Source organism: Streptomyces sp. NPDC001450 (assembly GCF_053597295.1).
In genome coordinates, this window is sequence record NZ_JBSFHY010000009.1 from 198,059 (window position 1) to 211,447 (window position 13,389).

At 71.4% G+C, this 13,389-nt stretch carries 14 protein-coding genes; 1 reads left to right on the forward strand and 13 read right to left on the reverse strand.

The genetic code is table 11. The annotated features are described in order from the left end of the window. Position 1: 1 nt before the first annotated feature. The 12 genes from ACWC5O_RS12770 to ACWC5O_RS12825 all read right to left on the reverse strand — a co-directional run bounded on the left by ACWC5O_RS12770 (position 2) and on the right by ACWC5O_RS12825 (position 12,181). Entirely contained in the window at positions 2-2,539 is a 2,538-nt protein-coding gene (locus tag ACWC5O_RS12770; protein WP_450586725.1) for a hypothetical protein, read from the reverse strand. 145 nt (positions 2,540-2,684) lie between these two features. Beyond that, entirely contained in the window at positions 2,685-3,443 is a 759-nt protein-coding gene (locus tag ACWC5O_RS12775) for a sirohydrochlorin chelatase (protein ID WP_450586727.1), read from the reverse strand. Positions 3,444-3,451: 8 nt separating this feature from the next. Next, complete coding sequence (locus ACWC5O_RS12780) at positions 3,452-4,330, reverse strand: ABC transporter permease (protein ID WP_450586729.1); 879 nt, start codon at positions 4,328-4,330, stop codon at positions 3,452-3,454. Further along, positions 4,317-5,102 (reverse strand): ABC transporter ATP-binding protein, encoded by a 786-nt coding sequence (locus tag ACWC5O_RS12785; RefSeq protein WP_450586731.1) that lies wholly within the window; start codon positions 5,100-5,102, stop codon positions 4,317-4,319. The genes ACWC5O_RS12780 and ACWC5O_RS12785 overlap by 14 nt, the downstream gene beginning before the upstream one ends. A gap of 36 nt (positions 5,103-5,138) precedes the next feature. Further along, the gene (locus tag ACWC5O_RS12790) at positions 5,139-6,242 is read right to left on the reverse strand and encodes an aliphatic sulfonate ABC transporter substrate-binding protein (protein WP_450586733.1); all 1,104 of its coding nucleotides are present in this window, start codon (positions 6,240-6,242) and stop codon (positions 5,139-5,141) included. Between the two features lie 222 nt (positions 6,243-6,464). Continuing rightward, positions 6,465-7,799: a sulfate adenylyltransferase subunit 1 gene (locus tag ACWC5O_RS12795; RefSeq protein ID WP_450586735.1), complete on the reverse strand. Its 1,335-nt coding sequence runs from the start codon at positions 7,797-7,799 to the stop codon at positions 6,465-6,467. 2 nt (positions 7,800-7,801) lie between these two features. After that, complete coding sequence (cysD, locus tag ACWC5O_RS12800; protein ID WP_450586736.1) at positions 7,802-8,737, reverse strand: sulfate adenylyltransferase subunit CysD; 936 nt, start codon at positions 8,735-8,737, stop codon at positions 7,802-7,804. After that, a complete protein-coding gene (gene cysC / locus ACWC5O_RS12805) occupies positions 8,734-9,360 on the reverse strand; it encodes an adenylyl-sulfate kinase (RefSeq protein WP_450586737.1) in 627 nt (208 codons plus the stop codon). The genes cysD and cysC overlap by 4 nt, the downstream gene beginning before the upstream one ends. After that, a complete protein-coding gene (locus ACWC5O_RS12810) occupies positions 9,357-10,067 on the reverse strand; it encodes a phosphoadenylyl-sulfate reductase (protein ID WP_450586739.1) in 711 nt (236 codons plus the stop codon). Before ACWC5O_RS12810 ends, cysC begins: the two co-directional genes overlap by 4 nt. Continuing rightward, entirely contained in the window at positions 10,064-10,246 is a 183-nt protein-coding gene (locus ACWC5O_RS12815; protein ID WP_362684764.1) for a hypothetical protein, read from the reverse strand. Before ACWC5O_RS12815 ends, ACWC5O_RS12810 begins: the two co-directional genes overlap by 4 nt. A 28-nt stretch (positions 10,247-10,274) precedes the next feature. Beyond that, positions 10,275-11,972 (reverse strand): nitrite/sulfite reductase, encoded by a 1,698-nt coding sequence (locus ACWC5O_RS12820; protein ID WP_450586741.1) that lies wholly within the window; start codon positions 11,970-11,972, stop codon positions 10,275-10,277. Positions 11,973-12,097: 125 nt separating this feature from the next. After that, a complete protein-coding gene (locus ACWC5O_RS12825) occupies positions 12,098-12,181 on the reverse strand; it encodes a putative leader peptide (protein WP_309486338.1) in 84 nt (27 codons plus the stop codon). A gap of 248 nt (positions 12,182-12,429) precedes the next feature. Between ACWC5O_RS12825 and ACWC5O_RS12830 the strand changes: the two genes are divergently transcribed. Then, positions 12,430-12,642: a hypothetical protein gene (locus ACWC5O_RS12830; RefSeq protein ID WP_450586742.1), complete on the forward strand. Its 213-nt coding sequence runs from the start codon at positions 12,430-12,432 to the stop codon at positions 12,640-12,642. Positions 12,643-12,798: 156 nt separating this feature from the next. Here ACWC5O_RS12830 and ACWC5O_RS12835 read toward each other — a convergent pair whose 3' ends face one another. After that, positions 12,799-13,362, reverse strand: a complete 564-nt coding sequence (locus ACWC5O_RS12835; RefSeq protein ID WP_450586744.1) for a GNAT family N-acetyltransferase — start codon at positions 13,360-13,362, stop codon at positions 12,799-12,801. Between the last annotated feature and the right edge of the window lie 27 nt (positions 13,363-13,389).

Consider the following 13,389-nt stretch of genomic DNA (forward strand, 5'->3'; position numbering starts at 1 on the left):
CTCAGCGCACCACCAGGCTGGCGAGAGAGGGTTCTTCGAGTCGCACCGAGGCCGCGTGCTCCCCGAGCAGGAAGCCGCGCAGGGTGTAGGGGGCCGGGCAGGGGGAGGCCGGCAGCTCCTGTTCGACGGTCCCGTGCCGCGCCAGGTCGGGCCCGGGTATCCGCAGGACGGTCGTGCCGTCGGCGGCGCTGCGCGGACGCAGGGTGCCGCTGCGCGCGACGCACACGAACTCCGGTACGTCCCCGGGCGCGCCCGGCGCGGCCAGGGTGACCCGGAGCAGGGTGCGGCCGCCCCGGCCGAGGAACCGCTTCGGCGCGCGCACCAGTTGGTACCGGATCGTGGCGTCGGGCGGCAGCAGCGCCTCGGCGGCGTCCGGCACCACCACGACGGCGCCGGGCACCCGGGGCACGGTCGCCGCCCGGATCCGCACGGCCCCCGGGCCGACGGGCAGCCGCAGCCCGCCGCGCCGGTAGGCGTGCGCGGTCAGGGTCCGCTCCCCGCCGCCCTCCGGGCCGTCCAGGGCCGCCCAGCCGACCACGAGGTGCCCGACCCCCTCGGGCCAGTCCAGCGTGATCCGCGCCTGCCCGTCCGTCAGCCGGTCGACGGTGAGCCCGGGTACGGCGTGTACGGCCTCCACGGCGACGGCCGGCCCGGTCAGCGCCCGTGTACCGAGTACGGCGACGGCGGCGACCTCGGCGTACGTGCCCGGCGGAGGGCACAGGGCGCCCGCCTTCTCGGGCCAGTCCAGCGCGGCCGGCAGCTCCTGCGCACGCAACTCGGTGCCCGGCGCGGGCGCCTGCCCGGGCCACACCACCAGCCGCACCTCGGCACCCTGCCCACCGCTCCACTCGAACCGCACGGCCCCGCCGTCGGCCCGCGCCTCAAGGCTGCGCACAGGCTCCGGCCAGGGGTGGACGGTACCGGTCACCCGCAGGCCCGGGGAGGCGACCCGGCTGCCGTCGGGCGCCCGGTAGTGACAGACGATCCGGAAGGAGTGCGAGCCGGCCGGCAGCCCGGTGGCGGTGAACCCGTCGGACCGCCGAACGAGCCGGAAGGCGGCCTTGTCCGGGGCCGTGGGCTCGGTGGTGTCGCCGGTGGCGCCCGCGGGCCGCTGGGCGGGGTGGGTGGCTGCCGCGTCGGGGCCCTTGGGTGCGTCTGCTGGTCGCTGGGCGCGGCGGAGGGGGGTTTGGTTTTGGCCTGTGGGCTCGGTGGTGTTGCCGGTGGTGCTGCCCGCGGGCTGCTGTGCGAGGTGGATGGCTGCCTCGTCGGGGCCTTTGAGCACGTCTGCTGGTCGCCGGGCGGGGCGGAGGGGGGTCTTGTCCGGGGCCGTGGGCTCGGCGGTGTCGCCGGTGGCGCCCGCCGGCCTCCGTGCGTGGCGGACGGCGGCCTCGTCCGGGCCCGTGCGCTCGACCGTGACGTCCGTCGCGCCCGTCGGCCGCCGCCAGGAGCAGTGGATACGGCCCGGACCGTCCGCCAGTACCGGGCGTCCCACCTCCGGGGCGACCAGCAGTCGGCGGGACACCAGCGGCGGACCCGCCACCCGGCCGTCCCGCAACGGCAGGGCCGCGTACCGCACCCTGGAGCCCAGCGGGGCGTCCTTGTCCCGTACGGTCCCGGCCGCCGTCGGATCCGCGCCGGGCACACTCCGTACGGCAGGTCTGCCCCGCTCCGTGCGGTACAGCCGCAGCAGCCGCCACTCGCCGGGTACGTCGTGCCGGTCCTGCCAGCTCAACTCCACGTGGTCCGGGCGCAGTTCGGCGCGCAGCAGCGGGCGGTGGCCGGACTCGGGCCGGTGCAGGCGGACCAGACCGCGCAGGGCGCGCCGGTCGTCGGCCGCCCCGCACAGCGCCTGCAGGTACGCGCCGCTCGCGCCGTCCCGGTCGCCCTGCTCCTCGGCTCGCCGCGCGGACCGTAACAGGTCCTCGACCAGGCCCATCCGCTCGGCCACTTCCGATCGCAGCGCGGCCAGCGCGGGGTCACCGCCGCCCGGGGGCAGCCGGTCGAGCAGGGTTCGCAGCTGGTGCAGCCGCCGCCGCTCCAGGGCGTCGGCGAGCGACTCGGCGGCATCGCACTGGCGCCGGTCGAGGGCGGGACGGAGCCGGGCGGCCGCCACCAGCCCTTGGATCTCGTCCGCGTGCACCCCCAACTCGGCTGCCGTTCGTAGGCGTTGGGACACGGGATGGTCCTGTAGCAGACCTATCAGCTGGTAGAGGACGACCCGGCGCAGGGCCTGCGGATCGCGCCGGTGCAGCTCGGCCAGCCGTGCGGCGAGCGGGGCGCCCGGTCCCGGCCCGTGCGCGAGACCGTCCAGGAACAGCCCGTCCACCCGGCGCCGGCCCCACGGCCCCGACGGCACGAACAGCCCGTCCAGGACCCGTAATCCCGCGGGGGAGGCGCCCAGGACCTCGCCGAGATGACGTATCCCCGCCGCGTGCTGTGCGACGGCCAGACTGCCGTAATCGGGTACGAGAGGGCTCAGCGGCAGACCCGACAGGGCCCGGGGCAGCCCCAGGTGATGCCCGAACTCCTGACCGGCCACGCGAACCGTTCTCCCCCGAGATAGTGCCTCGAGGGACCATCCCAGCAGATCCGGACGTGACCAGGAAGGGGTTTCAGGGAACCCGAGCAGGCCGGGACGGGAACGACCGTACGGGTGGGCGTCAGGCCGTCAGACGGTCATGCCGTCAGGCGCCGATCACCGCCGGCAGCGGCAGCCGCGCCTCGTCGTACCGCTCCAGCAGCACCCGCGCCACCTCCGGCGCCGGGCCCAGCACGTCCGCCAGGACGTCCGCCCCGGCCGCGCCGCGCGCGATGCGGTCCGGCAGGAAGCCGGGGGCCAGCACGTACGGCGCGACGGCCACCCGCTCGCAGCCGAGGGCGCGCAGCTCCTGTACGGCGTCCTCGGTGCGGGGGAACCCCGCGCGAGAACCAGCGGAGGCGAACGCAGGTCGCACGGCGCACCAACCGGTGTGCCACCACTCCCGCGCGATGTCTGCGATCACTGCGATCGCCTCCGGGTCGGAGGACCCCGCCGAGGCCAGCACGACCCCGGTCGAGGACTTGTCGGCGGGCGTCAACCCCGCCTCGTACAGCCGTCGTTCCAGCGCCGACAGCAGGAGCGGGGACGGGCCCAGCACCTCCGCCTGGCGGATGCGCAGCCGCGGCGGCGCGGCCCGCAGGACGGCGGGGATGTCGGCCTTCGCGTGGAAGGCGCGGGTCAGCAGCAGCGGCAGCGCCACGACGTCCCGCACGCCCTCCGCCGCCAGCGACTCCAGCACCCCGTGCACGGAGGGGAGGTTGAAGTCCAGGAAGCCGGTCTCCACGCGCAGCCCCGGCCGCAGCGACCGTACGCGCTGCACGAGCGCGTGCACGGTCGCGGCGTGCCGCGGGTCGCGGCTGCCGTGGGCGATCACCACGAGCACGGGGCGGACCGGAGTACGCATGCTGTGCCTCAGCCCCTCACCAGCAGGCCGCGGCTGCGCAGCACCCACCGCTCCAGCGGGCTGAAGATCAGCAGGTCGATGGCGATGCCGACGAACAGGATGAGCAGGATGGCCTCGAAGACCATGGCCATGTCGCTGGCGGTGCGCGCGTTCTCCAGCAGCTGGCCGAGGCCGACGCCGAGGTCGGGGAAGGACGCGATGATCTCCGCGGCCATCAGGGAGCGCCACGAGAACGCCCAGCCCTGCTTCAGGCCGGCCACATAGCCGGGCAGCGCGGCCGGCAGCGTGACGTGCCAGATGCCCTTGACGCCCGTCGCGCCCATCGTGCGGCCCGCCCGCAGGAACAGCGGCGGCACCTGGTCGACGCCGGACACCAGACCGTTGGCGATGGAGGGGACCGCGCCGAGCAGGATCACCGCGTACATCATCGAGTTGTTCAGGCCCAGCCAGATCACGGCCGGCGGCACCCACGCCACCGACGGCAGCGACTGGAGACCGGACAGGATCGGGCCGATGGCCGCGCGCACGAACTTCACCCGGGCCACCAGCAGACCCAGCGGGGTGCCGATGAGCAGCGCGAAGGCGAAGCCCAGCAGACCGCGCGAGACGCTGGTCCAGATGTAGCCGAGCAGCTCGCCCTTCAGCCAGGCGTCCCGGAACGCGCTCCCCACGGCGCCCGGCGAGGGCAGCTTCGTCGGGTTGTCGACGATCGGGTACAGGAGGTACCAGACCACGAGGACCACCGCGATCGCGATGATCGGCGGCAGGATCTTGTCGACGAACGTCTTGCGGAACGGCGGGCGGCCGGTGGCCGTGGTCTCCAGCGCGTCGAGGCCCGCCTCGACGCTCCCGGCGTCCTGAGCCGCTGTCGTCTCAGTGCTGGCCATGGCGGCGGATCTCCCCACGCAGTACATCGGTGATCTCAAGGGACAGTTCGGCCACGGGCGCGTCCTCGATGCGCCGCGGCTGCGGGATGTCCACGCTCCACTCGCGCGCGATCCGGCCCGGCCGGGAGGACAGCAGGATCACCCGCTGCGCGAGCCGCACCGCCTCGCGCACGTTGTGCGTGACGAACAGGACGGAGAGCCCGGTCTCCGCCCAGATCCGGGTCAGCTCGTCGTGCAGCACGTCCCGGGTGATGGCGTCGAGGGCCGCGAACGGCTCGTCCATCAGCAGGAGGTTGCTCTCCTGCGCCAGCGCGCGGGCCATCGCCACGCGCTGCCGCATACCGCCCGACAGCTCGTGCACGCGCTTGCCGTGCGCGCCCTTCAGCCGGACCAGTTCGAGCAGCTCCTCGGCCCTGCCGCGCCGCTCGGGCTTCGGAACCCCCCTGAGCTTCAGGGCGAGTTCGATGTTCTTGCCCGCGGTCAGCCACGGGAAGAGGGCGTGCTCCTGGAACATCAGGGCCGGACGCCCGTCCGTCGTGATGGAGCCCGCGGTGGGCCGGTCGAGCCCCGCCACCAGGTTCAGCAGCGTGGACTTGCCGCAGCCCGAGGCCCCCAGGAGGGTGACGAACTCGCCCGGAGCCACATCGATGCTGATGTCGTCCAGGACGAGCTGCTGCCCGCCCGGTGTCGCGAAGGACTTCGAGACATGCTCAAGGCGTGCCGCGTAGTCGACCGACTCGGCGGCCTTGGCGAGAGTCGTGGTCGTGGCCATGGTCGTCACCTCCTGGGAACTCGTCGGGTGCCTGCGTCAGCTGCCGAGGCCGGCGTCGCTGACCGTGCTCTCGCCCTCGCCCTTGAGGACCTTGTTGAGGATCGTGAGGTCGTAGATGCCCTTCAGGTCGGGCTTCTCCAGCAGACCGGCCTTGACCGCGTGCTCCGCCTCGGTGTCGAGCGTGGCGGCCAGCGGGTCGTCGGTGATCTGGATCGACTTCCACGCCGGGTCCAGGACGTCGGCCGGCAGCTCCTTGCCGGAGTCGATCCCGAGCTGCTTGTTCGCCGCGGCCTTCGCCTCGTCCGGGTTGGCGTTGATCCACTTGTTGGTCTCGACCGAGGCCTTCAGGACCGCCTCGACGGCCTTCGGGTGCTCCTTCAGGAAGGCCTGCCGCACGACGATGTTCGTGATCACGAACTTCTTGTCCGGCCACAGCGACGCCTCGTCGAGCAGCACCTTGCCGCCCTCGGCGACCAGCTTGGACGCGGTCGGCTCCGGCACCCAGGCGCCGTCGACCGAACCGGCCCTGTAGGCATCCGGGATGATCTTGTTGTCCGTGCGGACGACCGTGACGTCACCCTTGCCGCTCTGCGCGTCGACCTTCCAGCCCTGGTCCGCGGCCCAGTTGAGGAACGCCACGTCCTGCGTGTTGCCCAGCTGCGGGGTGGCGATGTTCTTGCCCTTGACGTCCTTGAGGGACTTGATCTTCTTCGGGTCGACGACCAGCTTCACGCCGCCGGACGCCGAACCGCCGATGATCTTCAGGCTCTTGCCGTCGGACTTGGCGTAGCCGTTGATCGCCGGGGACGGGCCGATCCAGCCGATGTCGATGGAGCCCGAGTTGAGCGCCTCGATCTCGGACGGGCCCGCGTTGAAGAGGGCGTACTCGGCCTTGGTGGCGCCCAGCTCCTTCTGGAAGAAGCCCTTCTGGTTGCCGACCAGCGCGGTGGCGTGGGTCAGGTTGCCGAAGTAGCCGATCTTGACGGAGTCGAGGCCGTCGGTCTTCTTGGAGCCGACGGCGACCTTGGCGGTGCCGTCCTTGTCGGCCTGGGAGCCGTAACCGCAGGCGGCGAGCGCGAGCAGGGGGAGTGCGGCGACCACGGCTATGCCGCGGCGAAGGAACGTCGAGTTGGCAGGCACGGGAGGTTTTCCTCTCGTTGGCCCGGCGGTCACGGTCTCTCAGGTCGTGGCCGGGAGGTCGGCAGGTCTGCGTTTCCGGCGGTGGGGGGTGAGGGCGCGCGAGCGGTGCGCGTACGTCAGCGCACACATCGCGTCACCCCGCCCTGCCCGCTGCCGAGGTCGCCGCTGCCGACGCGGCCGCCCTCCTTCGCGAACGTGGAGTAGTAGTCGGTGGAGTTCACGTCAGAAGTCCCACCCGTCACCCTCGGCCTCGTCCTTGACCGGCTCCGGGGAGGCGAACGACTCGCCGACCATGCCCGCGGTCAGCGTGGTGCCGTCGTTCGGGTCGATCAGGATGAACGAGCCCGTGCGCCGCGAGTCGGCGTACGAGTCCACCGGCAGCGGCTCCGCGGTGCGGATCTTCACGCGGCCGATGTCGTTGGCGACGAGCTGTCCCGGGTGCGGGTGCAGGGACAGGTCGTCGAGCGTGAGGCGGGACGGGATGTCCTTGACGATGGCCTTGACCGTGCGGGTGCCGTGCTTGAGCAGCACCCGGTGCCCGACGGTCAGCGGCTGGTCGGCGACGTGGCAGACGGTCGCCTCCACGTCCTGCGTGGTGGCCGGGGCGTCCTTGGTCGGCACGATCAGGTCGCCGCGTGAGACGTCGACGTCGTCAGCCAGCAGCACGGTCACCGACTGCGTCGTCCAGGCCACGTCGACCGGCTCGCCGAGCAGGTCGATGCCGGAGATCGTCGTCGTACGGCCGGAGGGCAGGATCGTGACCGGGTCGCCGACGCGGAAGGTACCCGCCGCGATCTGGCCCGCGTAGCCCCGGTAGTCCGGGTACTCGGCGGTCTGCGGACGGATCACGTACTGCACGGGCAGCCGGGCGTGGCAGTGCGCCAGGTCGTGGCTGACCGGGACGGTCTCCAGGTGCTCCAGGACCGTCGGGCCGCCGTACCAGTCCATGTTGGCGGACGGCTCCACCACGTTGTCGCCGGCGAGCGCCGAGATCGGGATCGCGGTGACCTCCGGAACGCCCAGCTCGGTCGCGTACGCCGTGAACTCCTCGGCGATCGCGGCGAACACGGACTCCTGGTAGTCGACCAGGTCCATCTTGTTCACGGCGAGGACCACGTGCGGCACGCGCAGCAGCGCGGCGATCGCCGCGTGCCGGCGGGTCTGCTCGACCACGCCGTTGCGGGCGTCGACCAGGACCACCGTCAGCTCGGCCGTCGAGGCGCCGGTGACCATGTTGCGCGTGTACTGCACATGGCCGGGCGTGTCGGCGAGGATGAACCGGCGGCGGGGGGTGGCGAAGTAGCGGTAGGCCACGTCGATGGTGATGCCCTGCTCACGCTCGGCGCGCAGGCCGTCGGTGAGGAGCGCGAGGTCCGGGCCGTCCTGGCCGCGGCTCGCGGACGCGCGCTCCACGGCCTCCAGCTGGTCGGCGAGGACCGACTTGGAGTCGTGCAGCAGCCGTCCGACGAGCGTGGACTTGCCGTCGTCGACGGAGCCGGCGGTGGCGAACCGCAGCAGGGTGGTGGCCGAGAGCGCCTCGGTCGTGGTCGTGCTCATGCTTAGAAGTACCCCTCGCGCTTGCGGTCTTCCATCGCGGCCTCGGAGAGCTTGTCGTCGGCGCGGGTGGCGCCGCGCTCGGTGAGCCGGGAGGCGGCGATCTCGGCGATGACGGCGTCCAGTGTGGTCGCGTCGGAGTCGACGGCGCCCGTGCAGGACATGTCACCGACGGTCCGGTAGCGGACCAGGCGCTTCACGACGGTCTCGGACTCCTTCGGACCGCCCCACTCGCCGGCCGTCAGCCACATGCCGGCCCGCTGGAACACCTCGCGCTCGTGCGCGAAGTAGATCTCCGGCAGCTCGATGCCCTCGCGGTCGATGTACTGCCAGACGTCCAGCTCGGTCCAGTTGCTGAGCGGGAACACGCGGACGTGCTCGCCGGGTGCGTGGCGGCCGTTGTACAGGTTCCACAGCTCGGGCCGCTGGCGCCGCGGGTCCCACTGGGAGAACTCGTCCCGCAGCGAGAAGACGCGCTCCTTGGCCCGGGCCTTCTCCTCGTCGCGCCGGCCGCCGCCGAAGACCGCGTCGAACTTCTCGCTCTGGATCCGCTCCGTCAGCGGAAGTGTCTGCAGCGGGTTGCGGGTGCCGTCGGGACGTTCTTTCAGCACACCGCGGTCGATGTAGTCCTGTACGGAGGCCACATGGAGGCGCAGCCCATGTGCGGCGACCACACGGTCCCGGTACTCCAGCACCTCGGGGAAGTTGTGTCCGGTGTCCACATGGAGCAGCGAGAAGGGGACCGCCGCCGGGGCGAACGCCTTCAGCGCGAGGTGCAGCATGACGATGGAGTCCTTGCCACCGGAGAACAGGATCACCGGGTTCTCGAACTCCCCCGCCACCTCGCGGAAGATGTGCACGGCCTCGGACTCGAGGGCGTCCAGGTGGGAGAGGGCGTACGGGCTGGCCGTACCCTCCTCGACCGTGGCGACGGTCGTCATGCCAGTCCCCTTTCGGTGAGCAGCGCGTGGACCGCGGCCGCGGACTCCTGCACGGTCTGGTGCTGCGACTCGATCCGCAGATCGGGCGTCTCGGGCGCCTCGTAGGGGTCGTCGACCCCCGTGAGCCCCGACAGCTCGCCCGCGGCCTGCTTGGCGTAGAGCCCCTTCACGTCCCGCACCGAGCACACCTCGACCGGGGTCGCCACATGGATCTCCAGGTACGACGTCCCGTTCTCCGCGTGCCGCTCGCGCACCGCCTGGCGGCTGTCCGCGTACGGGGCGATCACCGGGACGAGCGCCTTGACCCCGTTGCGGGCCAGCAGCTCGGCGACGAAGCCGATGCGCTGCACGTTCGTGTGCCGGTCCTCGCGGCTGAAGCCGAGGCCCGCCGAGATGAACTCGCGGATCTCGTCGCCGTCGAGCACCTCGACGCGGTGGCCCTCGGCACGCAGCCGGCCGGCCAGCTCGTACGCGATCGTGGTCTTGCCGGCGCTCGGCAGACCCGTGAGCCAGACGGTGGCTCCGGTGGTCACGTGGTTCTCCTGGGTCGCAGTGGTCGCTTCGGTAACAGCGGTAACAGCCGGAACTGTGGGCGAGGTGTGGGTAGCTGTGGGCGCCGTCATCCGTGCAGCCCGCACTCGGTCTTGGCGCGGCCCGCCCAGCGGCCGGCCCGCGCGTCCTCGCCCTCCAGGACCCTGCGGGTGCACGGGGCGCAGCCGACGGAGGCGTAGCCGTCCATCAGCAGCGGGTTGGTCAGCACGCCGTGCTCGGTGACGTAGGCGTCCACGTCGTCCTGGGTCCAGCGGGCGATCGGGGAGATCTTGACCTTCTGCCGCTTCTCGTCCCAGCCGACCACCGGGGTGTTCGCCCGGGTCGGGGACTCGTCGCGGCGCAGGCCCGTCGCCCACGCCTGGTAGCCCGTCAGGCCCTCCTCCAGCGGCCGGACCTTGCGCAACGCACAGCACAGGTCAGGGTCGCGGTCGTGCAGCTTCGGGCCGTACTCCGCGTCCTGCTCGGCGACCGTCTGCCGCGGCGTGAGGGTGATGACGTTGACGTCCATCACGGCCTCGACCGCGTCCCTGGTGCCGATGGTCTCCGGGAAGTGGTAGCCGGTGTCGAGGAAGACCACATCCACGCCCTTCAGCACGCGGGAGGCCAGATGGGCGACCACCGCGTCCTCCATGGAGGACGTGACACAGAACCGCTTGCCGAAGGTGTCCACCGCCCACTGGAGGACCTCCAGGGCGGAGGCGTCCTCCAGGTCACGGCCCGCCTGCTCGGCGAGCTGCTTCAACTCCTCGGTCGTACGCTCTTCCTGAGCCGTCGTCATATCCGGTCATCCCCTCCGTCGTCGGCTCGCTGAAGACCCCGGGCGAGCAGCCCGAGGAACTTCAGCTGGAATGCGCGGTTGCACGCCCCGCACTCCCAGGCGCCATGGCCCTGCTCACTCGGACGCAGGTCCTCGTCGCCGCAGTAGGGGCAGTGGAAAGGTGCGGCCCGCTCACTCATGCTGCGTCCCTCGTTTCGTTCGCCGCGCTCACGAAAGGGCCTCCTCGGACGCCCGGGCCGCCCAGGTGGCGAACCGCTCCCCGTCCTCGCGCTCCGCCTGGTAGCGCTTCAGGACGCGCTCGACGTAGTCGGGCAGCTCCTCCGAAGTGACCTTCAAGCCACGGACCTTGCGGCCGAAGCCCGCCTCCAGGCCGAGCGCGCCGCCGAGGTGCACCTGGAAGCCCTCGACCTGCTCGCCGTTGTCGTCGAGGACCAGCTGGCCCTTGAGACCGATGTCCGCCACCTGGATACGGGCGCAGGCGTTCGGGCAGCCGTTGATGTTGATGGTGATCGGCTCGTCGAAGTCCGGGAGGCGGCGCTCCAGTTCGTCGATCAGCTGCGAACCGCGCTGCTTGGTCTCGACGATGGCGAGCTTGCAGAACTCGATGCCGGTGCAGGCGATGGTGCCGCGCCGGAAGGAGGACGGCCGGGCGGTGAGGTCCAGCGCCTCCAGGCCCTCGACCAGCGAGTCCACCTTGTCCTGCTCGACGTCGAGGACGATCATCTTCTGCTCGACGGTGGTGCGCACCCGGCCCGAGCCGTGCGCCTCCGCGAGGTCGGCGATCTTCGTCAGCGTGGCGCCGTCGACCCGGCCGACCCGCGGGGCGAAACCGACGTAGAACCGGCCGTCCTTCTGCCGGTGCACACCGATGTGGTCGCGCCACTGCTGGACCGGCTGCTCGGGAGCGGGCCCGTCGACCAGCGTGCGCTTCAGGTACTCGTCCTCCAGCACCTGCCGGAACTTCTCCGCCCCCCAGTCGGCGACGAGGAACTTCAGCCGCGCGCGCGTGCGCAGCCGGCGGTAACCGTAGTCACGGAAGATCGAGATGACACCCTCGTAGACGTCGGGGACCTCGTCGATCGGCACCCAGGCGCCGAGCCGCACGCCGAGCTTGGGGTTGGTGGACAGACCGCCGCCGACCCACACGTCGAAGCCGGGACCGTGCTCGGGGTGCCGGACACCGACGAACGCCACGTCGTTGATCTCGTGCACCACGTCCAGCAGCGGCGAACCCGAGATGGCCGTCTTGAACTTGCGGGGGAGGTTCGAGTACGCCTTGTTGTTCAGGACGCGGCGCTTCATCTCCTCCAGCGCCGGCGTGGCGTCGATGATCTCGTCCTCGGCGATGCCGGCGACCGGCGAGCCGATCATCACTCGCGGGGTGTCACCGCACGCGGTGACCGTGGACAGACCCACGCCCTCCAGCCGGTCCCAGATCTCGGGCACGTCCTCGATCCGGATCCAGTGGTACTGGACGTTCTGCCGGTCGGTGATGTCCGCGGTGCCGCGCGCGAACTCCTGCGAGATCTCGCCGATCACGCGCAGCTGCTGGGTGGTCAGAGCACCACCGTCGATCCGCACCCGCAGCATGAAGTACTCGTCGTCCAGCTCCTCAGGCTCCAGGATTGCGGTCTTGCCGCCGTCGATCCCGGGCCGGCGCTGGGTGTAAAGACCCCACCAGCGCATCCGCCCGCGCAGGTCGTTGGGGTCGATGGAGTCGAAGCCACGCTTGGAGTAGATCGTCTCAATGCGTGTCCGCACATTGAGACCGTCGTCGTCCTTCTTGAACTGTTCGTTGCCGTTGAGCGGGGTGAAGTGACCCGCGGCCCACTGACCCTCGCCGCGGTGACGGCTCACCTTGCGGCCGGGCGCGGACGCGGCGGGGTTCTGCGGGTTGGCGGCCATGGTTCTACGTCCTTCGGACAGGCGGGAAGCGGCTCTGAGCTGCGCATAAGGGCACGCGGGCAGGCGTGCGCGGCGTTGCGCAGGCAGGAATCAGGTGTACGAGGAGATCGGCGGTGCTGGGGCGGTCAGCTCGCCGGACAGATGGCGCTGGACATGCGGCCGAGGTCGACGTGCCGCCGACTCACCAAGGCAATTCCAGTTCCAGACATGACGGAAGCGTGTCACGGGGATCTCTGGGCAGTCCACTGTTATCCGCATACTGGACATGGCTGTCTCGAATGCCGGGACACTGTGATGTGGGTCTCGTACGTAGCGTCAGAAGCGTCTCGCGACCTGTGTCCGAACCTGGGACACCCGGACATCTCCGCCCCTATCCTGCCGGTCCAGGGACTGAGACGGCGAACGGGGGGCGGCATCACTGATCGCTTCGGGGCCGGTGGCCCGGGTGCTGTGGCGGGTGCACACGGAGAAGGCGACGCTGGCGCTGTTCAACTACGCGATGGACCCTTACGCTCCCGAGCGCGCGGTCGATGATACGTATCTCGCTGATCTGCTGCGTGACCCCGGGCTCGAAGAAGCCTTCCGCGATGCGCGCATCCAGCAGACGGGGCTCGAAGGGCGCTTCGATCGGGTCTGGAAGCCCTTGCACGCCGTGGTGACGAGCAGATGACAAGAGTCGTCGGCACGCTGGCGCACCACTTGTCCAACATCGCCCGCGCCCCGACGCCGCCCTGCGCACCGCCCCTATGACGGGGCCGGCTGGATCGAGTGGATGCCAGCCCTGGATGCCCGGCAGAAGACCATGCCGTCGAGTCCCTGACCGCCCCTACGCCCCCGGCCAGAACCCCGGCGTAGCCACCTCCGCCTCCAGCTCCACCTTCGTGTCGAACAGCCTGAACCCCCGCCGCTGATAGTTGTCCATGGCGAACTCCCCATCCTTGCTGCACGTGTGCAGCCACACCCGCTTGGTCGGCGTCCGCTCAGGCCACCGCTCCGCCAGATCCCACGCGCGAGCCGCCCCGTACGACAGCAGATGGCCCCCGATGCGGCGGCCGCGAAACGCGGGGATCAGGCCGAAGAGGATGATCTCGACGACGCCGTCGTCCTGCGGGTTCAGCTCGACGTACCCGGCGGGGGTGCCGCGGTCGTAGGCCACCCAGGTCTCCGCACCGGGACGGTCCAGCTGCTCCTGCCACCGGGCGTAGTCCCAGACGAGGCGGTCGGTCCAGTGGATGTCGCCGCCGACCGCGGTGTACAGAAAGCGGCTGAACTCGGGGGAGGGAACCTCGGCGCGGACGATCCGGACGTCGCCCTCGGGGGCGGCGGCCGGCAGGAGGTCGGCCGGCGAGGTCTGTTCCAGGGACCAGGTGGTGACAGGGACGCTGCTCATGCGGGCCAGGGAATCATCCCGCCCGGC